Consider the following 20,691-nt stretch of genomic DNA (forward strand, 5'->3'; position numbering starts at 1 on the left):
TTCAAAGTCAATAAGGTTATTTGTTTTTAATGTGGGTAATGCATAAAAGTGAGGTAACGCAGAAAACAGATTTATCGATGTGATTTTAAGAAGGATATTATTATGCCGGAAGCGGGTGAATTGTATCTCATGCCGAAAAGAGAAAATAACTGGCATTTAAATAATGTCGTCGATGAACTGCGTCGCGTTCGTCAGGCGTGGCGCGATGAACATTCGAAAAATAATTATCGTAATAAACGTAGTTTACCTTCCCGGGCAAGCGTTAATTCAGTCGCCGATACGTTGATAAAAGTGCTTTATCCGATGCGGTTAGGCGACGTCGAATTACGCAAAGAGGGCGAAGATTATTACGTCGGCCATTTGTTAGGCACCGCGCTTGACAGGCTCACCGAAGAAGCGCTTCTGGAACTCTATTATCAGTCGGATGAGCAGGACGAGGAGGGCGCGAGTCAGGCGCTGTCGCAAGAGGCGGTCAGGCGGGTTCAGCAGTTTGCCAACCGTTTGCCGGTCATCCGTCAGCGTCTCGACAGCGATATCCTCGCGGCTTATCAGGGCGATCCCTCCGCGCGCAGCATGGATGAAGTGCTGCTCTGCTATCCGGGAATTCATGCCGTGATCCACTATCGTCTGGCCCACGAGCTGCATCAGCTCGATCTGCCTCTGCTGGCGCGAATTATGTCCGAGAAGGCGCACAGCCAGACCGGAATAGATATTCATCCCGGCGCGCGGATCGATGATGGATTCTTTATCGATCACGGGACCGGCGTGGTGATTGGCGAAACGGCCATCGTCGGTAAACGGGTGCGTATTTATCAGGCCGTCACCCTGGGGGCCAAACGCTTTATTGCCGGCGAAGACGGGCAGTTGCAAAAAAACTACCTTCGCCATCCGATAATAGAAGATGACGTAGTTATTTATGCCGGCGCGACAATATTAGGGCGAATTACCATCGGCGCGCGTTCCAGCATCGGCGGGAATATATGGCTGACCCGCGATGTTCCGCCGGACAGTAATGTGCAGCAGGCCCGAGCGCAACAAAAACATTTCAGCGACGGCGATGGGATTTAATTATTCCAATAATGCAATGGAATGGTCAGTGCAGCACAACAGACAAAAATAACGGCGTGATAATTATTATGAATTTGCTTGAGACGATCGGCGCTACGCCGTTAATAACGTTGCCCTCTTTTGCCGCAGAGTTGCCTGGCGTAACGCTGCTGGCAAAAGCAGAGTATATGAACCCCAGCGGCTCAGTGAAAGACCGCGCGGCGAAAGCCATGGTGCTGGACGGGATTGCGCGGGGTTTATTAACGCCGGGTAAAACGATTATTGATGCGACCAGCGGCAATACCGGCATTGCCTACGCGATGATTGGCGCGGCGCTGGGATATCACGTCCGGCTATATCTGCCGCAGAATACCAGCCCGGAACGCAAACGAATTATTCGTCATTATGGCGCCACGATTGTGGAAACCGATCCGCTTGAAGGTTCCGACGGCGCATATATTGAAGTTCAGGCACAAGTTGCTGCGCATCCGGAACGCTATTTTTATCCCGACCAATATAACAACCCCGTTAATCCGGATACGCATTTCGCGACCACCGGAAAAGAGATCTGGGACCAGAGCGGGCAACAAATCACCCATTTTGTCGCGGGGATGGGCACCTCCGGCAGTTTTGTCGGCACCGCGCGGCGGCTCAAATATGAGAATCCGCAGGTTAAAACGCTCGCCGTGCAGCCCGCTTCGCCGTTCCACGGCATTGAAGGGACCAAGCATATGGGCAGCAGCATTAAACCGGGCATTCTCGACGAAACCCTGTTCGACGACATTATTTCTGTCACCACCGAAGAGGCCTACGCCATCACGCGGCGTCTGGCCCGGCGCGATGGCATTTTTGTCGGCATTTCATCCGGCGCAAACGTAGCCGCCGCCGTGAGGCTGGCCCGCACGCTGCCGGCGGGATCTGTGGTGGTCACGCTGCTGTGTGATGTCGGCTCGCGTTACCTGACTGACTCTTTTTGGAATGAAACCGATGATTGAATTGACCCACAAAATCGCAAAGCAGATTGGCGCTGAAGGGGAAAAGGCCTATCCCAACGAATGCTGCGGCGCGCTCGTTGGCCATTTCTCCGCGCAGGGCGATGCCCGCGTGACGGCGATTTTCCCCATCGTCAATGCCCGCGAATCGGAGGAGCAATACCACCGTTTTGTCATCACCGCCGACGACTCCCTGCGGGCGGAGCGCGCGGCGCTGGCTCAGGGAGTGGACGTGGTCGGCTATTACCATTCGCACCCCGATCATCCGGCTATTCCGTCGGAATTTGACCGCGAGCATGCGCTGCCGTTTTACGCCTACATCATCGTGGCGGTGGCGCAGCGGCAGGCGGGGGCGTTGACCAGCTGGCGGCTGACGCAGGACCGCCAGCGCTTTTTGCAGGAGGACGTGCAAACCGTTCCATGACGTGAATAGCAGGCACAACGCTGCCTGAAACCAGAGCAAAACACGGAGAGATTATCACTATGGCATCGACATTACTGATTCCCACCGCACTACGCGCCTTCACCGACGGCCAGGGGAAAGTGACCCTCGAAGGCCACACCGTAGGTCAGCTGGTCGCGGCGCTGGCGGAGCGTTTCCCGGACATTCAGCAGCATTTGTATGACGACACCGGAGCGCTGCGCAGTTTCATCAATCTGTACGTGGGGGAGAACAACATTAAAACCACCGGCGGGCTGGAGACCCCGGTCAGCGATGGCGCTGAGGTGCTGCTGGTCCCCGCCATTGCAGGCGGCGTCGGGAAGGCGGTATGAGCAGAGCGAGCATTATCCCGGACGACCGCCTGACGGAGCTGACGCATGCGGAGATTGCCCGCTACAGCCGCCATCTGCTGCTGCCGGAAGTCGGGCTTGAAGGGCAAAAGCGTCTGAAGGCAGCCCGCGTGTTGCTTATCGGCACCGGAGGGCTGGGGGCGCCGGTGGCGCTTTACCTGGCCGCTGCCGGGGTCGGTAAGCTGGGGATTGTCGACTTTGATTTTGTCGAAATATCCAACCTGCAAAGGCAGATCATTCATAGCACCAAAGATATCAACCGGCCCAAAGTGGCCTCGGCGAAAGACAAGATTAAAGCGATCAATCCCGACCTGCAGGTGGAGACCTATAACACCACCCTGAGCAGTAAAAACGCGCTGGAGATTATTCGCGAATACGACCTCGTCGTCGATGGTACGGACAACTATCCAACCCGATATCTGATTAACGATGCCTGCGTTTTGCTGGGTAAGCCGCTGGTCTACGGCTCCATTTTCCAGTTCGAAGGGCAGGCCAGCGTCTTTTATGCCGGGGAAGGGCCGTGTTACCGGTGTCTGTATCCCGAGCCTCCGCCGCCGGGGCTGGTGCCCTCCTGTGCCGAAGGCGGCGTTGTCGGCGTGTTGCCGGGGATTATCGGCACCATTCAGGCGGCGGAAGCGATCAAGCTGATCGTCGGCGGCAGCGAGAGCCTGATTGGCCGCCTGCTGCTCTTCGATGTGTGGCAGATGAAGCAGCGTGAGCTGCGGCTGGCGAGAGATCCCGGCTGCCCGGTATGCGGTGAGCACCCGTCGATTCATGAGCTGATCGACTACGAAGAGTTTTGTGGACTGAAACCCGATGAGGCGGAGGTGCCGGTTGAAAGCGTCACGGCCCAGGAGCTGCACGCCTGGATAGAGGAGGGTAAACCCCTGCAGCTGATCGACATTCGTGAACCCCACGAACGGGCGATTGCTAAATTTCCGCAGGCAAAAGTGATGCCGCTGGGCCAGATAGTCAGGCGTATCGGTGAATTCGACCCGACGGTCGATGCGGTGTTTCTCTGCAAGATCGGGCAGCGCAGTATTTTCGCGATTCGGGCACTACAGCGCGCGGGCTATCAGGGCCGCGTGATGAATTTAAAAGATGGCCTAAACGCCTGGGCGCGGGATGTGGATACCCGTTTGCCGCAGTACTAACCTTCAGCTCCACTATTTCAAACACTAAGGAATCATCATGGCAGAACAAAAAGGCATTAATGCACTGGGGCGTGAAGCCGCGTATCAGTTAGCGAACGTGACCAAAACGGCTCCGCAATTTGCGGCGATTACCCCGCGCTGGGTCAGCCGTTTTCTCGACTATAAAGGCCTGGAGTCGGGGATTTATCGGGTGAACAAGGTCGTGGAGGGGGATACGCCGCTGGACGTATTATGCAGCCAGGACCCGACGCGCGTTGAAATACCGCAGGGCTACATCGAGTATCAGACCACGCCGCGTGAATACCAGCTCGATTCCATCGCGACCATTATTAACGTGGACACCAAAATCGCCGATCTCTACAGCTCGCCGTACGACCAGGCGTCAGAGCAGATTGCGCTGGCGATTGAAAGCCTGCGCGAGCGCCAGGAGAGTCAGCTGATCAATAACGATGAATATGGATTGCTGAAAAATATCGATGACTCGCAGCGTATTCAGACCCGCAATGGCCGTCCGACGCCGGATGACCTGGATGAGCTGCTGTCAAAAGTCTGGAAGGAGCCGTCCTTCTTCCTGGCCCATCCGCGTGCGATTGCCGCATTTCAGCGTGAAGCCACGCGACGCGGCGTGCCGCCGGTCACCGTGAATTTGCACGGGGGCACTTTTATCCTGTGGCGCGGTATTCCGCTGATCCCTTCCGATAAGCTGTTTGTTGATGGTTTGAAAAACCCGAAAGGCCAGAGCGGGAAAACCAATATCCTGCTGATTCGCTCCGGTGAAAGCAAACGCGGCGTGCTGGGGCTTTATCAGGAAGGGCTGCCAAACGAACAGTCTCGCGGATTGTCGGTGCGCTTCCGGGGGATCGACGATAACGGCGTGGCATCCTATTTACTCTCACTTTATTGCTCCGCTGCGATCCTGGCCGATGACGCCATTGCCGTGCTGGAAGACGTTGAAGTGGGTGAATATTATGACTACGAGTAATTTATTCACGCTTCCCTACGCGCCCGGCGGATGGCCGGGCGAGGCGGGTGACGCTCCCTCCGCGCGGGATTACGGACTGCCCGACGCGCGGGATCTGAAAGGGCTGCTGGGCGACACGCCCGCACGCCCGCGGGCCGCCGAGGCCGCGTACGCGCCGCGGGTGGTGCCGCTGGGGCAGGAGAGCCGGGGGGATATCGCGCCTCGCGGATTCGCGGCGCGACCTTCTGTTGGCGCAAAGCCGGCGCCGCCGGCGCGTGTCGGGCAGATCCCGGTTGAACGGATCCGCGCTGATTTTCCGATCCTTGCCGAACAGGTGGACGGTCATCCTCTGGTCTGGCTGGACAATGCCGCGACGACCCAGCGCCCGAAGCAGGTTATCGATCGCATCAGCCACTATTATTTGCACGAAAACTCGAACGTTCATCGGGCGGCGCATACCCTTGCCGCACGTTCCACCGATGCTTATGAAGCCGCGCGTGACAAAGTGGCGCGGTTTATCGGCGCGCGCGGCCCGGAGAATATCATCTTCGTGCGCGGCACCACGGAAGGGCTCAACCTGATTGCGCACAGCTACGTGAAGCCGCTGTTACGGCCGGGGGATGAAATTATCCTCACGTTGCTCGAGCATCACGCCAACATTGTGCCGTGGCAGCTCATTGCGCAGGAGACGGGAGCGGTGATCCGCGTCGCGCCGGTTGATGAGCACGGGCAGCTGATCGTTGAGGAATATGTCCGTTTGTTCAATGACAAGACCCGTTTTGTGTCCGCTACCCACGTTTCCAACGCGCTGGGTACCGTCACGCCGGTTCAGGAGCTGGTGCAAATCGCCCATCGTTTTGGCGTGCGCATCGCCATCGACGGCGCGCAGTCTATTTCGCATATCCCGACCAACGTCACGGCGCTGGATGCCGATTTCTTCGTCTTCTCCGGGCATAAAATTTTTGGACCGACCGGGATCGGCGTCGTATATGGCAAGCAGGAGGTGCTGGAAGAGGCGCGCCCGTATCAGGGCGGCGGGAATATGATTGCCGACGTAACTTTTGAACTGACGCGCTATCAACCCTCGCCGAATAAGTTTGAGGCGGGCACGGGCAATATTGCCGATGCCGTCGGGCTGGGGGCGGCTATCGATTATGTCACCTCGCTGGGGATAGAAAATATTGCGCAGTACGAGCACGCCTTGCTGGAGTATGGGATCGAGAAGCTGTCGGCTATTCCGGGCCTGACGCTGGTCGGCACCGCGGCGAACAAAACCAGCGTCTTATCTTTCGTGCTGGCGGGTCATGAAAATGAAGCCGTGGGGCGCTATCTGAGTCAGGTCGGCATTGCCGTGCGATCCGGACATCACTGCGCGCAACCGATCCTGCGCCATTTTGGTTATGAAAGTACCGTCCGGCCGTCGCTGGCTTTCTATAACACGCCGCAGGAAATTGATTTTCTCGCAGAGCATGTCGCCCGGTTTGCTTCGCGGTAGCGAGGTCCGGCCCGGTCAGCGGTGTCAACCACGTAACGGGTGGACAACCGCGACGATCACCTAAGCCCGCCGGTTTCCGCGCGGGCTTTTCTCATAAAGCATCCATGCCTGGAGGCTGGATCTCATGTGCAGCAGGACGGCGCAAGGTACCGTTTGGCAGCAAAACTGGCGGGCTCCCGTATTCGCTACCGTGGCTCTCGCCGGGCGATTAAGGGAGCGATTTCACAGGACCTGGCTGTTGAGATAGCTGGCGTTAACGCTGCATCCCCCAGCGCTTAATCGTGATCTTTTCCAGACTGGCGAATACGATGCCTTCCACCAGGAGGCCAATCGCGATGACCGTTAGCAACCCGGCAAAGACCCGGTCGGTGAAGAGCTCATTGCGATTCTGGAAAATATACCAGCCAAGACCGCCCTCGCCGCTGGAGGCGCCAAATACCAGCTCGGCGGCAATCAGCGTTCTCCAGGCGAAAGCCCAGCCGATCTTCAGGCCGGCAAGGATTGCCGGCAACGATGCCGGAATAAGAATCGTAATTACATAGCGTGGCCCACGGAGGCCATAGTTGCGTCCCGCCATGCGTAGCGTTTCCGGAACGCTGCTAAAACCGGACCAGGTATTCAGCGCGATTGGCCACATCACAGAATGTATCAGTACAAATATCAGGCTGACATTCCCCAGACCAAACCACAGCAGGGCCAGCGGCAGCAGAGCAATTGCAGGCAGAGGATTCAGCATCGCGGTTAATGTGCTCAGCAGATCGCGGCCAAACTGGGTGGTCACTGCCAGCGCGCTGGCAATGAGCGCCAGCGCGCTGCCTGCCAGATACCCTTTCAACAGGGTGCTGAGGGAGTTGGCGATTTTTTCCGGCAATTCGCCATTGCGCATGTCTTCGCTAAACGCCTGCAGGGTCTGAAGTACTCCGGGTAACATCAGATCGTTTTGCTGTACCCGCGCGGCGATCTCCCATAGCGCGAGGACAAGGGCCACAATCAGACACTTGCGCAGCCATGTTTGATTCCACAGGCGCTGGCTTAAGGGGAGCGGCGTTTCCACCGGCAGATCTCGCAGCGGCGGTAATTCACGTTCGAATTCAGGACGAATGTACGGTGACTGGGACATACTCTGGCTCCTCGCCGGATGAGTGAGACGAACTGCTGCCGGTTGTCGGGAATAACAGGTGGTGAATATGACGAGCCGCGTGCTGGAACGCTTCGCTGCCGAAGTCATTAAGCGTGAACTGATGACAGTTAAGCTCCGCCCTGACGCGCCCTGGATGCGGCGAAAGCACCAGGATACGGTTGCCCAGCACCAGCGCCTCCTCAATCGAGTGGGTGACGAACAGCAGGGTAAAGCGCTCCTCTTCCCACAGCGCCAGCAGCTCCTCCTGCATAGTGCGGCGGGTCAGCGCATCCAGCGCCGCAAAGGGTTCGTCCATCAGCAGGATTCGCGGTTTCATCGCCAGAGCGCGCGCGATGGCGACGCGTTGCTTCATTCCGCCGGAGAGGGTATGGGGCATAGCTTCGGCAAATTCCGCCAGCCCAACTTTGTGCAGGAAATGCAGCGCCGTCTCTTTTGCTTGCGCGCGGTTGGCTTTCCGGCTGGCCAGCAGAGGAAACATGACGTTTTCCAGCACGGTTTTCCACGGCGGCAGTTGGTCGAACTCCTGGAAAACCATCATCCGCTCCGGGCCGGGGGCGCTAACCGGGGTCCCCGCAAGCGAAATTTGACCGCTGCGCGGGGTGAGAAAACCGCCTGTGGCTTTTAACAGGCTCGATTTCCCGCAGCCTGACGGGCCAAGTAGAATAAAGCGGTCGCCGGGCCAGACATCAAAACTGACATCATGCGTCGCGCGTATTTGCCGTTCGCGGGTGCGGTATTCGATATCGACATTGCTGACCTGCAGCAGCGGGCCGTTGATTTGCTGAGTTGCCACTAGAGCCTCCGGTGTCGCGGTTTAACTGCCAGGTTTTTCCCATGCTTCGTCGAAGAAATAATCTTTCCACGAATCGGCTTTATTTTTCAGTACGCCAAGCTCATGAAGTTTTTCCGCATATACGCCGGTACGCTCAGGGGAAACCGTAAAGCTGATTTCAGGGTCGTTAACGATTTTTTGCACCAGCGGTAAGGGCAGTCGTGATTTCTCGACGCGAATATACGTTTCAGCCGCCGCATTTTTATCACGGTTAATGATATTCGCGGCTTCGCTAAGTGCGCGATAAAACGCTTTATAGGTTTTTGGGTTTTCGTCATGGAATTTCTGGGTAGTGTAGAGAACGTTAAAGGTTGCCTGTCCCCCCAGCACATCATAGGAGCTGAGTATCTTATGAATATTGCTGTGCTCCAGCGCCTGATACTGGAACGGCGGGCTGGAAAAATGGGTGTTAATTTCCGAACCACCGGCAATTAATGCCGCGCTGGCATCCGGATGCGGTAAGCTGACGCTAATTTTATCGAAGCGTTTGAACTCTTTGTCGCCATATAGTTTTGCGGTCTCGATTTGTAATGTCCGCGACTGGAAACCGACCCCAGCCGCCGGAACGGCAATACGGTCTTTATCCGTCAAATCTTTGATGCTTTTTATCGCCGGATTATTACTCAATAAGTAATTGGGCATCGATCCCAGCGAGGCTATTGCTTTCACATTTTGTTTACCTTTGGTGCGATCCCAGAGGGTGAGTAGCGGGGGGACGCCCGCCGATGCAACGTCCAGAGCCCCGGAGAGCAGGGCCTCGTTCATCCCGGTCGCGCCTGAGATGGTGCGCCACTCGACCTTGATATCCAGCCCCTCTTTTTGCCCCTCTTTTTCGATAAGCTGCTGGTCTCGTACCACATCAAGAATTAAATAACCGATGCCAAATTGCTGCGCGATACTAATATTCCCTTCGGCGAATGCCGGCTGGCTGACTCCGCCAAGAACAGAAAATGCCAGCGTCCAGGCTAATACCCCGTTAATTTTACTCATCTCTTCTCCCCGGAAAGGTGCTTTTCAGCAAAAAATCATGGGCAGAGGCGGGAGGGAAAGGAAATGATTTAAATGGCTATGAATATCAGGAAAACGAATAACGATATTTGGCACTTATTATTCGATAAATGGAAAAGCTTAGCCATTATTCGTGTTTATGTAACAAAAACATCTTTGCTATAGTCGGCCCACTCTTTAATAGCCCTTTTCATTGTGTGGGCAACGGCCGTGAGTAGAACCATGCCTCTATTTTCACATCATCACTTACGTTCGCTTTTACAACGGCATCTGGAACGGGTTGGCACTGGATCTGATATCGCCAAAAAGGTGGCAGATAACCTGGTCGAGTCCTCATTAAAAGGCCACGATTCCCACGGGGTGACCCTCTTGCCACGCTATATTCGGGCAATTCTGGCGGGAGATTTGAACCCCGGCGCCACGCTGACCACCTTATCTGATGCCGGACCGATTGTCTCTTTTGATGGCGGTCATGGCTTCGGCCAGGCGTTGGGCGAGCAGGCTATGGCCGCCGGTATTGAGCGCGTGCGCCAGTTTGGAGTGGCAATTATTGGCTTGTCTAATACCCACCATCTTGGGCGGATTGGCGCCTGGGCAGAGCAGGCGGCGAGCGCCGGGCTGGTCTCGATCCATTTTGCCAACGTGGCGGCGCCGGCGGTGGTCCTGCCGTTCGATGGACTGCGCCCCAGGCTTGGCACAAACCCTTTTTGCGTGGGGGTTCCGCTTCGCAACTCCCCCCCGGTTATCCTTGACTTCGCTACCAGCGCCATTGCGGGGAATAAGGCGCGTATCGCATGGAGCGAAGGGCGCGCTATCCCGGAAGGGTGCGCGGTAGATGCGAACGGACAGCCCACGACCGACCCTGCCGTATTAATGACTGAGCCGGCTGGCGCCTTGCTGCCTTTTGGCGGCCATAAAGGCGCGGGACTGTCGCTGATTTGCAGCTTGCTCGGCGCCGCCCTGACCGGCGGCGAGACCGAAAGCCGGCAGATCCCGCCACGTGCAGGGATCATTAACAATATGCTGTCGATTTTATTTGACCCTGCGCGATTGGGCGCGGAGGAAAGCTACCCCCAGGCGTTATTAGCGCAGGTTGACTGGGTACGCTGCGGGCAGGAAGGGCGCGATGTGCAGATCCCTGGAGAACCGGAATTGCGCGCTTATCACCGGCGTCAGGAAGAGGGGATCTGGATTGATGAGGTGAGCTGGCAGGCGTTTGTCGCCCTTGAGGAATTAAACACCGGAGGTTGCCTGCACGCCCAATAATTATTTTAGTTATCTGTTTTCCCGGATCGACATTATGGTCTGCTAAGCAGCTGTGGCGAATAAATAAAGTGACCACTTTTTTTATATATATTTTATCAACATAACCATAGCTGAAAAACTTGGTAAACCGCGAGTGGAAAAATCAATATAGTCACTCCCATATTCCACGAACCTTTCTTACTCCCGCCGGCGAATTTTAATTTGCTGCGGAGCCTTTTTTTTACAGGAGATATTATGCACCTGGCGCGTTTTCCCCGTCTTCATTTTGGCCATTTCCCGACGCCACTGGAGCCTCTCACTCAGCTTTCGCGTTTGCTGGGGGGGCCAAATATCTGGATAAAACGTGATGATTGTACCGGCCTTGCCACCGGCGGTAATAAAACCCGCAAACTTGAATTTTTGCTGGGGGATGCTCAGGAAAAAGGGGCGAACATTATTATTACCCAGGGCGCCACGCAGTCTAATCATGTGCGTCAGACCGTCGCGGCGGCGGCCAGACTGGGTCTGGAAACGCATATTTTTCTCGAACAGCGCGTCACCACGTTGGGTGATGAATATCAGCAATCCGGCAATGTGCTGCTGGATGGTTTGCTCGGCGGCAAAATTATTGCCCATTTGCCCGGCGGCACGGATATGCAGCAGGCGATGGAGCAACATGCGGAAAGCCTGCGCGCGCAGGGCCATACCCCTTACGTCATCCCTGGCGGCGGTTCGAATGCTATCGGGGCTCTGGGCTATGTAGCCTGCGCGGAAGAGTTGCTTTGGCAGTCCAGCCAGCTACGGCTGCGTATCGATCGTATCGTTCATGCCACCGGCAGCGCGGGTACGCAGGCCGGCCTGATCGCGGGCTTAAGCGCCACCAACAGCGATATTCCTCTGCTCGGGATCAGCGTTCGCGCGCCGCGCGATAAACAGGAGCAAAACGTCTGGCGCCTGGCGCAACAGACGCGGGAACTGCTCGGCGTGCCGGGTGAATTACCGCGTGAGGCCGTGGTCGCGAACGGTGATTATGTGGGGGAAGGCTATGGTCTGCCCACCGCGGGGATGCTTGAAGCGCTGCAGCTGCTGGCGCAGCACGAGGGGATTCTGCTCGATCCCGTTTACTCCGGTAAAGGCATGGCCGGACTGATTGATCTGATCCGTAAAGGTCATTTTCGCCAGGATGAGAATGTGGTGTTTATCCATACGGGCGGAAGCGCGGGCCTGTTTGGCTATCGTCAGGTGATTGCGGACTCTTTGTCATCATGAGTAAACCTTTTCTTCTGGGGATCGTTGGCGGCATGGGGCCGCTGGCGACGCTGGATTTGATGCATAAACTGCTGCGCGCAACGCCCGCCGAAAGCGACCAGCAGCAAATTCCACATGTGGTATGGAACGTCCCGCAAATTGCCGATCGTCAACAGGCGCTGGCGGGGAAGGGGCCATCGCCGCTGCCGCAGCTGCTGCACGCGGTGGAGCAGCTGAATCGCGTGGGCGCCAGCCATATTGCGATCGCCTGTAATACCGCGCATCACTGGTATGAGGCGCTGGCGCAGCGCAGCGATGCGCCGTTGCTGCATATCGTGGACGCTACGCTGGCGGCGTTCGAGGGGAAAGAGAAACCTCGCCGGGTCGGGGTTATCGCCACTCAAGGGACGCTTGATGCCGGTTGGTTCCAGCACGGTTTCTCCGCACTGGGTATCAACAGCGTGCTGCCGACGACAGAAGAGCTACGGCAGCTGTTTGTGCCGGGGTGCTATGCCGTGAAACGGGGCGAACTGCGTGCCGGCGGTGAGCTGCTGAGTTTGCAGGCTCAGGCACTGCGCGATCGTGGCGCAGAGAGGCTGGTGCTGGCCTGCACGGAAGTGCCGGTTGCGCTGGCGGAGGTAGCATCCCCGCATTTAGCCGTGTCGATTGACCCCGCGGAAGCGCTGGCGCAGCAGTGCGCGCACCTATGGCTGGCGCAGCGCGAGACGTGGCATTAATAACGTTATTATTTAAAGGATAAATTAAATGAAGAAAAGTCTCTGCGTATTCCTTGCAGCAGGTGGCCTGTGGGTCAATACCAGCTTTGCCGACGCGCCCGCGGAGGTCCGGGTAGCATATAGCGGCGGCTCTCAGGTGCTGATGCTGGCAAAAGCCGATGGTTCTTTGGATAAGGCATTAAACAGTAAGGTTAAATGGGTGCAATTTGCGTCCGGCGCGGATGCGTTAAATTATTTTGCCAGCAACGCGATTGATATTGCCAATTTCGGCTCCAGCCCGGCAACGGCGGGCATTGTCAGAAAGCTGCCGGTGGAGATTGTCGGCGTTTCGGGGGTGATCGCCAGCTACGAGCGTTTGATAGGTAAAGACGGCATTAGCAGTATTAAGGATATAGAGGGCAAACGGGTCGCCTATCCGCCAAACTCGACGGCGCAATATGCGCTTGAGGCCGCTATCAGCGTCAACCGGCTCGATCGCAGCAAAATAACGTTATTGCCGCTGCGTCCGGCGGAAATGGTCGCAGCCTGGAAACGCGGCGATATCGACGCGGGCTATGTCTGGGCGCCGTTTGCTCAGGAACTTGAGGCCTCCGGCGGGCATCAGGTGTTCGCGACCAAAGATCTGCAAAAGGATGGCTACCTGATTTATAACAACTACGTCGTGCGTAAAGCCTTTGCCGAGCAGTATCCGCAAACCGTCAGCGCGTTCCTGCGAGTTCATCAGGAAAAAGTTGATGAGTTTAAGGCCGACCCGGAACGTGCGGCGGCGATTGTGGCGAAAGAGGTGGGGGCGCCGGTGACGACTGCCGCGAATACGTTGGGTGGGCTGGAATACCCAACCCTGACGCAGCAGGGTACGGCGGACTGGCTTGGCAACGGAACCCATACGACCGACAGCGGTATCGGGAAAGCGCTGACAAAGACCTCTAACTTCCTGGCGGGGATTGGCGAGATCCGCAAACGTGATATCCCGGCGAACTGGGATAGCGCCATAAACTCCCGCTACATCCGTGACGCGGCGGTAGTCGCGCCATGAGATTGAGTTATCACATCGCCATCAGCGTCGTTTCGGTGTCTGTTTTCTTTATCCTCTGGCAGGTGGCGGCGATGCGGCAATGGGTGGACCCGCTGCTGCTTCCGTCGCTGCAGGAAATTGGCCTGACGACCGAAGAGCTGCTGGCCGATGGCTATCGGCAGGTGCCTTTGTGGGAGCACGTTGCGGTTAGCCTGGCTCGCGCATTAAGCGCTTTTTCCGTAGCCATTATCATCGGCATTCCCCTGGGATTACTGATGGGCTTGTCGGAAGGCCTGGCGGCGGTACTGAATCCATTTGTACAGTTTTTGCGCCCGCTGCCCAAGATCGCGCTTATTCCTCTGGCGGTCGTCTGGCTGGGGATCGGGGAGGCGTCTAAGTTCTTCCTGATTTTCATCGCCACCTTTCTGAGCGTGGTCGTGGGGGCGTCCGCTGCGGTGGAGCGTATTGGCCGTTCGCGCATTCGTGTCGCGCAAACGCTCGGCGCTTCGCGCAAACAGATTTTTCTGCGCGTGGTGTTGCCGGATGCGCTGCCAGAACTATTTACCACCGTCAGATTGTCCATCGGGATCGGCTGGACATCGCTCATCGCGGCGGAAATGGTGGCGGCAAGTTCCGGTCTCGGCTGGATGGTGATTAACGCCAGTTCTTATCTGCGAACCGATATCGTGATGCTGGGGATCCTGCTGCTCGGCGGTATCGGTTATTTACTGGATTTATTGCTGCTGGGGCTGCAGCGCTTTTTTGTGCCCTGGGCGGGGAAAGAGTAATGAGTGCTATTACATTGGAAAACGTATCGCTCTCTTTTGCGGCAAAACCGCATCCGTTTACGGTACTGGAAGATATCAGTCTGTCGCTGGAAAAAGGGGAGTTCGTGGTGCTGCTGGGGCCATCCGGCTGTGGCAAGTCCACGATTCTGAACCTGGTCGCCGGATTCAATAAGCCGGACCGCGGGCGTGTGGCGGCAGGCGGCAAAACGGTGCGTCTGCCGGGGCCGGACCGGGGAATGATCTTCCAGCAGCCGAATTTGTTCCCATGGCTGTCGGTACTGGAAAACGTCACATTTGGCCCACGATTGAGGAAATATCACAAACCAGAGGTCAACGCGCAGGCGCTGGAGTGGCTGGCGCGGGTAGGATTGAAAGGGTTTGAACATCATGCGCCGTGGCAGCTCTCGGGTGGGATGAAACAGCGCGTGGCGCTGGCCCGCGCCTGGCTGCCGGGGCCGGAAGCGTTGCTACTTGATGAACCGTTCGGCGCGCTGGATGCGCAAACGCGTCTGATGATGCAGGAACTCTTGCGCGATGCCTGGCTTAATACCGGCACCACGTTGTTGTTTGTGACTCACGACGTCGAAGAGGCGCTGTTCCTTGCCGATCGTATTCTGATTATGTCGGCGAAGCCCGGAAAAATCGTCGAGGAGATCGTCCTGCCTTTTGGCCGGGAGCGCGATATCGAGACGCTGTCTGAACACCCGGCCTATAGCGGGATCAAACATCATGTACTGCACCGGGTACGTCAGGAGGCTAAGCGACATTTAGGATGAAAACGGCGTATTCGTGTCTCTAATTTGCTGAATGTAATGCGTAATTCTCGCTTTTTGCTCGTAAGGAAGAGCAACGCCTGCCGGTGCGTAATCCGGTGCTTCTGGCAACGCCGGAGGGACTCAATCAGAGCGGAGCCATCAAGATACTAAAGAAGACGTGAACCGCCTGGATTAAACAGCTGGTACAGGGCATGAGAATCGGAAACTTTGAAGGGTTTAGCGGATGGTTTTAAGCTACGGATTTTTGCGTCGTTAAGAGAAATTTGGTGGACGTTTGGTTATCGAACCACTCTGATCTCAAATATGGCCACCAGATTTTCCCGATGCTGAGGGAAATGGAAATGCATCGGGAAGACTTTTCACGCTGGCTTATTGGAGCTGAATCACATAGGGATTCGCAAAGCAGCATGAAAACAAGAAGTTGGCTCCTCTGACTGGGATTGCCTTTGCCAGTAACTGGCTAATAAGTAAGCTAAACCTGAATTCACTTTCTGTCAAGACCACCAGAGTGACCACCAATGACACAGGTAACATAAAACTAGTTTGAGTTCCCAGCTCTGAATGTGGTGAATCGCTACGGATCATCGATTCATCATTATTGCTCTCAAACTCAATAACAACGGAGGGGGCAGCAAGTAACCCACCTAATGCGGTCAGATATCTTGGCGTCGACAGCTGGCCCGTTAACCACAAGCAAACACACAGGATCTATTGTCTGGAAGGACCAAACCTGTGGAGAAAGCGTCCGCGCAGGCATGTCAGTGCAGCCCATCGTCAACAGCGTCTCATCCTGAGCGGTGTCGATCAGTGCTGAAGTATGGATTTCGTGTCGGATAATCTGTTTAACTGACGGTGTTTCCGGGCGTTAACTGTAGTGGATAATTTTAGTTGTGAGTGTCTGGCGATCCACGCCGGAAAGTCGCTGAAGGGCGAGGATGTGGTCGGTGCGATGGAAGAATTACGGGTACTGAGTCAACGCCAGCCTGTGCGTATTCAGACAGATAACGGCAGTAAGTTTATCTCGAAGAGTCTGTATAAATGGGCGTATGAAAACGGGATGACAATGGGCTTCTCTCGCCCCGAAAAGCCGACAGATAACCCGTTTATTGAATCATTTAACGGTAGTCTGCGGGATGAATGCCTGAACATTCACTGGTTCCTCTCACTGGAAGATGTGCAAGACAAACTCGACAACTGGCGCAGGGAATATGATCATGAGAGAACGCATTCATCATTAAATGACATGACTCCGGCTGAATTTATTCTGAGCCTGCAAAAAGACGAAGATCTCTGATTTATCACTGCATTGATTTTGGGCTAGGGGCACTGCGAAGGCTTGAGAGACATATTTTCAAACCTAAGTGGGGGGGCATAAAAAATAGGGACAAAATAGATAACTCCATGAGCCCTCATGTAGGGCTCATGGAGAAGATATACTATGATCTAATGTTTAAGTAAGCCCGTATAGCTTTTATTACATTTATTACTTCAACCAAATCATTATGATCAGCATATTTATGAACAAACTTGTGAAGAAAAACCTTTCCATCTGTTGTAAAGTCTCTATGAATTTTATCTACTGAGCTAGTAGTTTTGGATACAGATTTCGGACTTTCATCTATAAATGCGTTGATGAATGCCTGTGGTAGATAATCCTCCAACTCCCAATCCAAGTTTTTGTAATTGATATTTTCTCTCTCAAAACAGTTTTTTATAATTTCCGGTAGTAAATTTCCTGGAATTGGCATGATAGGATGAATACGGAAATAATCCTTGTACTCGATCATGCTGGAATCAAGTTTTCTGGCATGAATCGTAGCTTGCTTTCCTGCATAATCGTTATCAAATAAACCAACAAAACGATATTTAGGCATGCCATTAGATGATAACAATGTTCGTGAAATGTTTCGAAGTGTAATCAATTGACGTATGACACCATTAGTGCCACCGCGTTCTCTATCTCCACTAGGTATAAAGGCTAACTCGTTACCAAGTAAATCAATCCCTGTAATTTCAAGTTCTTTTTTTGCAGCTAGCTCGAAAAGCTGTACATCTGTAGTACCTTCAACAATAATATTTTTAAAGGCGAAGTTTAAGCCTTCCATTTGACCATAAGCTTGTACGAAGTCCATTGTAGGGTTCATGATCGTGTCCCCTATTTCATTTGTATGGTTACAGGACGAAGAAACGGTCCATTGTGACCAAATGAAACATAACAAGTTAACGCTTCTCTAGGTTTTAATTCCTTGATGCCAAATTCAGCCATTCGGAAAGGAACAGATTGATTTCTAAATTCTTGCACGAGAGCCATTGGCCTGAATGTATCTGAAGAACCAATAATAGCATGAACGATTGATAAAGCACCGTTATTTTCATTCCTTAACCAATGCAATCTTTCAGGCACTTGGACAAATTGCTCATTTTCACGTAATTTTTTGCGCAAATTCTTGAATAATTCTTCACCTTCTTGATATCTATTATTCAAATATAAAAGGATAGCATACTCAAGAGTAAGTTGAGGTAAAATCCTAAAATCTTTAACTTGCAACTGTTCTATTAAGTTAAGTTGTTCTTTGAAATTATTTGGATAATCAATGCAAATTAAGTCATATTTAAGTCTAATAACTTGCATATTCCCTTTTCCAACATCATGGCTTAACAGTTCTAATGCATTTGACCTTTGCTTAGAATCTAACTGAGTTAGATTCATCACTGATGTTTTATCTTTTTCATTGGTGAATATTTTCCAAACACCAATTAATAGGTCCAAAGGACTCGACGGCTTTGAAGTGACTTTATTATAAGATGTATGCTGAAATAGAATATGTATAGCTTCATCAGCCAACTTGCTAAGTTGCTGATTTCTATATATACCCGACTCATTATTCAATGCGGAATACAGTGTCCCCAATGCAGAAATGCAGTGATCTATAGCTATTTCGGGAGAAGATATTAAAGCCTCACTTAATAGGTTTTTAACATACGTTTCTATAACAAATCTGCTATTAGGATTTTCTTGATAGGCTTTTCTAGTAAATTCATTTGCAAGGGCTCGTAACTCTAATAATCTCTCATTACTAGCTCCAATAGTTAGTTCTACCTTACTTAAATCCAAATATGCATTTGCAAGAGAGTTGTATAAATTTACATTAGGCTCTGAGTTGTCACTTGGATCTATATACTCTAGAGCATATGTGATATCTTCGATTGCACTCAGCAATATATCACGCTTTTGTAATTCACTGATTGAATATATTTCATTGTCAAGTTTTGATACCCGCCTTTTGGATATAGCCATATGATGTCTAAATATACGACTAGTATCTCTCAAGGATTTCGGCATGTTATTTAGTGCATCTAGCACATCTTTCCAAAGTAATGTAAAGTTCGCATGTCCGTGATCTGGGTCAATTTTGAAAATCGATTTTGAAAAATCTTCACCCAAAGTCCTGAAGTAAATTTCCCCAATTTCCTTTTTCTGAGAAACTCTCCGTAAAATAAGAAACCTCAAGTGTTCCGGATCCATGACGTGTTCGAAGCCCAATGTTTTTAGTATTTCTTTATCGTAAAAAAGTGCATTTATTAGAAAACGTCCCAAAATATCATGTGTTAGTGAAAAATACTTTAGATCATTTTGAGAGAAAGAAATAAGCCCTAAAGATGAAAGTTCAGATCTGTCATCTTCTAATTTTAATGAAACCGGCCAGTTACCTTCAGAAGTCGTTAAGAGTTTAACTGGAGTTGGTTCTCGTTCGGAACTTAATGCGGCAATTTCAATGATTGCAATTTTTTGATCAACTTCTTTAACTTTTTCTTTAAAATTACGATATATCCATTCTTGAATAGATTCAGATAAATCATATTGTCCTTGAATCCAGAAAGACAGCGTAACCCAAAAAGCGGTTAAACCTTCGACAAGTCGTATTGAGTGTTCATTATGAAATCTTTCCCATTGAAAATCAGAGCGTTCTTTTCCATATACCTTAAGATATTTATTTAAATGTGTACCCAGATCTTTAGCTTCATCACTGGTTATTGCATGATTTAGCTCGGCTATAGATTTGAAAACAGAACTATTGAGGAATGGAAGTTTCATTATGGTATCTGTCACCATCAAAATGCAGACTGGCCGGCCTGATTTTATAATTTCATTTCTAAACTGCTCTAGCTCTTTAGATCTTGAATTCCAATGTATTGCATCAAAAACAATAACCCAGGGAGTTTCATATTTTTTAGAATGCTGGGGTGTTATTTTATCATTATCTATATCATTAATAATTCCTTCAGCCTTCCGGTTAACTTTTGTAAGCATATTAACAATGGGTAATGCATCTGGCACAAATGGCAGTGGTTTGGCGACCAAAACAGGATACCCAGCTTTTGCGCATTCCCATGCTAGCATTCGGACAAGAGTTGTTCCTCCAGCACCAGGCTCAGCAGAAATATAAGAGATGCAATTTTCATCGACACCGTTGTGGTCAAGTCTTGTTAAACACTTTTTAAGTTTGGCACTGAATTTACTATCTTTTAGCCATGGCAAGCCCGCTGAATATGGTCTCCAGGATTGTTGCGGATCTTTAAAGAAATCGATAAATTCTTTTTCTGATAACTCATCAGGCATTAAGCTCGTTAGATCTTTCTCCTCTATTATAGAATACCAATCAAGTATAGGTCTTTCTGGATCATCAAGTTCAGTAATGTCGATTTTGTTGAAAACATTAAGCTTGTTTTTTATCCTTATTGTTTTTCTTGTTGTAGGGTATACTTCATTATAAATTTGTAATGTTCTTTTTATGACTTCGGATGTTTGTATCCGAAGGAAATTGGCAGCTTTTAAATCACTAAATTTTTGTATCAGATCTTCAAAGTTATTTTTTTCTTCTTCATTCTCGCTCGAGAAATTTAAGGAGCATCTCAGTCCTGAATCCCATAAATCCCTAAGATCATCATAATTGTTTTTTATGTCATTTGATATATATAATATCTCACGAACACCTGAAACTTTAAGCTTTTCAAGCATCATCATTTTACGTAATCTATCATCAAAGGACTTACCACCACTATTCTCCATGCCATTTAGAAGGTATATAGGCAAGCATTTGTGTGGTAACTCCATGTTCGAAGGATTGGTATTTATGACTTGAATGAAACCACGTTTTCTAGTGATGGGGTCATTGACCGTTTCAGCTGTGTTAAGTTTAGCTATTATGTCCGGTGAAATTGTTTCAGTTAATACGAGTCGCCATGGTAAACCAAGGAACATCGCTAAGTCATCTGAATGTGCAATTTCATTTGGTAGGCTATGAATCCATAATGCGACCTCACGACTTTCAATATTAGAAATGATACGCTCTGGAATGTCTGAAAGCTCAATTAAATTTACTGATTTCATGTTTTTTAATACTCCATTAAAGATTTTAGTAATTTGAATTTTAAAAAATCTCAAAACCTAAAAAAACC

At 51.8% G+C, this 20,691-nt stretch carries 18 protein-coding genes and 1 pseudogene; 14 read left to right on the plus strand and 5 right to left on the minus strand.

Annotated features, from left to right (window positions below; all coding sequences use genetic code 11):
• The first annotated feature begins 102 nt into the window (after positions 1–102).
• The 7 genes from epsC (at position 103) to GO007_RS15330 (ending at position 6,441) form a co-directional block, all read left to right on the plus strand.
• Complete coding sequence (epsC, locus tag GO007_RS15300; RefSeq protein WP_095101281.1) at positions 103–1,068, plus strand: serine O-acetyltransferase EpsC; 966 nt, start codon at positions 103–105, stop codon at positions 1,066–1,068.
• 68 nt (positions 1,069–1,136) lie between these two features.
• A complete protein-coding gene (locus tag GO007_RS15305; RefSeq protein ID WP_095101387.1) occupies positions 1,137–2,042 on the plus strand; it encodes a PLP-dependent cysteine synthase family protein in 906 nt (301 codons plus the stop codon).
• Positions 2,035–2,463, plus strand: coding sequence for a M67 family metallopeptidase (locus GO007_RS15310; RefSeq protein ID WP_095101283.1), 429 nt, complete (start codon positions 2,035–2,037; stop codon positions 2,461–2,463). The genes GO007_RS15305 and GO007_RS15310 overlap by 8 nt, the downstream gene beginning before the upstream one ends.
• A gap of 59 nt (positions 2,464–2,522) precedes the next feature.
• A complete protein-coding gene (locus GO007_RS15315; RefSeq protein ID WP_095101285.1) occupies positions 2,523–2,813 on the plus strand; it encodes a MoaD/ThiS family protein in 291 nt (96 codons plus the stop codon).
• Positions 2,810–3,985, plus strand: coding sequence for a molybdopterin-synthase adenylyltransferase MoeB (gene moeB / locus GO007_RS15320; RefSeq protein ID WP_095101287.1), 1,176 nt, complete (start codon positions 2,810–2,812; stop codon positions 3,983–3,985). The genes GO007_RS15315 and moeB overlap by 4 nt, the downstream gene beginning before the upstream one ends.
• Positions 3,986–4,022: 37 nt before the next feature.
• Positions 4,023–4,967 (plus strand): family 2A encapsulin nanocompartment shell protein, encoded by a 945-nt coding sequence (locus tag GO007_RS15325; protein WP_095101289.1) that lies wholly within the window; start codon positions 4,023–4,025, stop codon positions 4,965–4,967.
• Positions 4,954–6,441, plus strand: coding sequence for a cysteine desulfurase (locus GO007_RS15330; RefSeq protein ID WP_095101291.1), 1,488 nt, complete (start codon positions 4,954–4,956; stop codon positions 6,439–6,441). Before GO007_RS15325 ends, GO007_RS15330 begins: the two co-directional genes overlap by 14 nt.
• A gap of 253 nt (positions 6,442–6,694) precedes the next feature.
• Here GO007_RS15330 and GO007_RS15335 read toward each other — a convergent pair whose 3' ends face one another.
• Genes GO007_RS15335 through GO007_RS15345 form a run of 3 tightly spaced genes read right to left on the minus strand, consistent with a single transcriptional unit; the run spans position 6,695 to position 9,404 of the window.
• Positions 6,695–7,561, minus strand: coding sequence for an ABC transporter permease (locus GO007_RS15335; RefSeq protein WP_095101293.1), 867 nt, complete (start codon positions 7,559–7,561; stop codon positions 6,695–6,697).
• On the minus strand, positions 7,533–8,375 hold the full coding sequence (locus tag GO007_RS15340) for an ABC transporter ATP-binding protein (protein ID WP_095101295.1): 843 nt from the start codon (positions 8,373–8,375) through the stop codon (positions 7,533–7,535). The genes GO007_RS15335 and GO007_RS15340 overlap by 29 nt, the downstream gene beginning before the upstream one ends.
• Before the next feature lie 21 nt (positions 8,376–8,396).
• Positions 8,397–9,404: an ABC transporter substrate-binding protein gene (locus GO007_RS15345; protein WP_095101297.1), complete on the minus strand. Its 1,008-nt coding sequence runs from the start codon at positions 9,402–9,404 to the stop codon at positions 8,397–8,399.
• Positions 9,405–9,644: 240 nt separating this feature from the next.
• Here GO007_RS15345 and GO007_RS15350 point away from each other — a divergent pair, with 240 nt between their 5' ends.
• The 7 genes and pseudogenes from GO007_RS15350 to GO007_RS15380 form a co-directional block, all read left to right on the plus strand.
• Positions 9,645–10,688 carry a malate/lactate/ureidoglycolate dehydrogenase gene (locus tag GO007_RS15350; RefSeq protein ID WP_095101299.1) on the plus strand — a complete coding sequence of 348 codons (1,044 nt, stop codon included), beginning with the start codon at positions 9,645–9,647 and terminating at the stop codon, positions 10,686–10,688.
• A 234-nt stretch (positions 10,689–10,922) separates the two neighbouring features.
• Positions 10,923–11,936 (plus strand): D-cysteate sulfo-lyase, encoded by a 1,014-nt coding sequence (gene cuyA / locus GO007_RS15355; protein WP_095101301.1) that lies wholly within the window; start codon positions 10,923–10,925, stop codon positions 11,934–11,936.
• Positions 11,933–12,652, plus strand: coding sequence for a cysteate racemase (gene cuyB / locus GO007_RS15360; protein WP_095101303.1), 720 nt, complete (start codon positions 11,933–11,935; stop codon positions 12,650–12,652). The genes cuyA and cuyB overlap by 4 nt, the downstream gene beginning before the upstream one ends.
• 28 nt (positions 12,653–12,680) lie before the next feature.
• Complete coding sequence (locus GO007_RS15365; RefSeq protein ID WP_095101305.1) at positions 12,681–13,688, plus strand: taurine ABC transporter substrate-binding protein; 1,008 nt, start codon at positions 12,681–12,683, stop codon at positions 13,686–13,688.
• On the plus strand, positions 13,685–14,455 hold the full coding sequence (locus tag GO007_RS15370; protein ID WP_095101307.1) for an ABC transporter permease: 771 nt from the start codon (positions 13,685–13,687) through the stop codon (positions 14,453–14,455). The genes GO007_RS15365 and GO007_RS15370 overlap by 4 nt, the downstream gene beginning before the upstream one ends.
• A complete protein-coding gene (locus tag GO007_RS15375) occupies positions 14,455–15,231 on the plus strand; it encodes an ABC transporter ATP-binding protein (protein WP_095101309.1) in 777 nt (258 codons plus the stop codon). The genes GO007_RS15370 and GO007_RS15375 overlap by 1 nt, the downstream gene beginning before the upstream one ends.
• 670 nt (positions 15,232–15,901) lie before the next feature.
• Positions 15,902–16,525, plus strand: a pseudogene (locus GO007_RS15380) (IS3 family transposase); the annotation flags it as partial.
• Between the two features lie 142 nt (positions 16,526–16,667).
• Here GO007_RS15380 and GO007_RS15385 read toward each other — a convergent pair.
• Positions 16,668–17,363 carry a hypothetical protein gene (locus tag GO007_RS15385; protein WP_095101311.1) on the minus strand — a complete coding sequence of 232 codons (696 nt, stop codon included), beginning with the start codon at positions 17,361–17,363 and terminating at the stop codon, positions 16,668–16,670.
• Positions 17,364–17,386: 23 nt separating this feature from the next.
• Complete coding sequence (locus GO007_RS15390; protein WP_095101313.1) at positions 17,387–20,623, minus strand: hypothetical protein; 3,237 nt, start codon at positions 20,621–20,623, stop codon at positions 17,387–17,389.
• Positions 20,624–20,691: the final 68 nt, after the last annotated feature.

The organism is Klebsiella sp. 10-1 (assembly GCF_009758445.1).
Taxonomy (GTDB): domain Bacteria; phylum Pseudomonadota; class Gammaproteobacteria; order Enterobacterales; family Enterobacteriaceae; genus Klebsiella; species Klebsiella scottii.

Coding starts and splice junctions, on each gene's coding strand:
- cuyB (WP_095101303.1), top strand. CDS start 11,933: ATGAGTAAACCTTTTCTTCTGGGGATCGTTGGCGGCATGGGGCCGCTG.
- GO007_RS15335 (WP_095101293.1), bottom strand. CDS start 7,561: ATGTCCCAGTCACCGTACATTCGTCCTGAATTCGAACGTGAATTACCG.
- GO007_RS15385 (WP_095101311.1), bottom strand. CDS start 17,363: ATGGACTTCGTACAAGCTTATGGTCAAATGGAAGGCTTAAACTTCGCC.
- GO007_RS15330 (WP_095101291.1), top strand. CDS start 4,954: ATGACTACGAGTAATTTATTCACGCTTCCCTACGCGCCCGGCGGATGG.
- GO007_RS15345 (WP_095101297.1), bottom strand. CDS start 9,404: ATGAGTAAAATTAACGGGGTATTAGCCTGGACGCTGGCATTTTCTGTT.
- GO007_RS15370 (WP_095101307.1), top strand. CDS start 13,685: ATGAGATTGAGTTATCACATCGCCATCAGCGTCGTTTCGGTGTCTGTT.
- moeB (WP_095101287.1), top strand. CDS start 2,810: ATGAGCAGAGCGAGCATTATCCCGGACGACCGCCTGACGGAGCTGACG.
- GO007_RS15325 (WP_095101289.1), top strand. CDS start 4,023: ATGGCAGAACAAAAAGGCATTAATGCACTGGGGCGTGAAGCCGCGTAT.
- GO007_RS15375 (WP_095101309.1), top strand. CDS start 14,455: ATGAGTGCTATTACATTGGAAAACGTATCGCTCTCTTTTGCGGCAAAA.
- GO007_RS15315 (WP_095101285.1), top strand. CDS start 2,523: ATGGCATCGACATTACTGATTCCCACCGCACTACGCGCCTTCACCGAC.
- GO007_RS15350 (WP_095101299.1), top strand. CDS start 9,645: ATGCCTCTATTTTCACATCATCACTTACGTTCGCTTTTACAACGGCAT.
- GO007_RS15305 (WP_095101387.1), top strand. CDS start 1,137: ATGAATTTGCTTGAGACGATCGGCGCTACGCCGTTAATAACGTTGCCC.
- GO007_RS15310 (WP_095101283.1), top strand. CDS start 2,035: ATGATTGAATTGACCCACAAAATCGCAAAGCAGATTGGCGCTGAAGGG.
- GO007_RS15390 (WP_095101313.1), bottom strand. CDS start 20,623: ATGAAATCAGTAAATTTAATTGAGCTTTCAGACATTCCAGAGCGTATC.
- epsC (WP_095101281.1), top strand. CDS start 103: ATGCCGGAAGCGGGTGAATTGTATCTCATGCCGAAAAGAGAAAATAAC.
- GO007_RS15365 (WP_095101305.1), top strand. CDS start 12,681: ATGAAGAAAAGTCTCTGCGTATTCCTTGCAGCAGGTGGCCTGTGGGTC.
- cuyA (WP_095101301.1), top strand. CDS start 10,923: ATGCACCTGGCGCGTTTTCCCCGTCTTCATTTTGGCCATTTCCCGACG.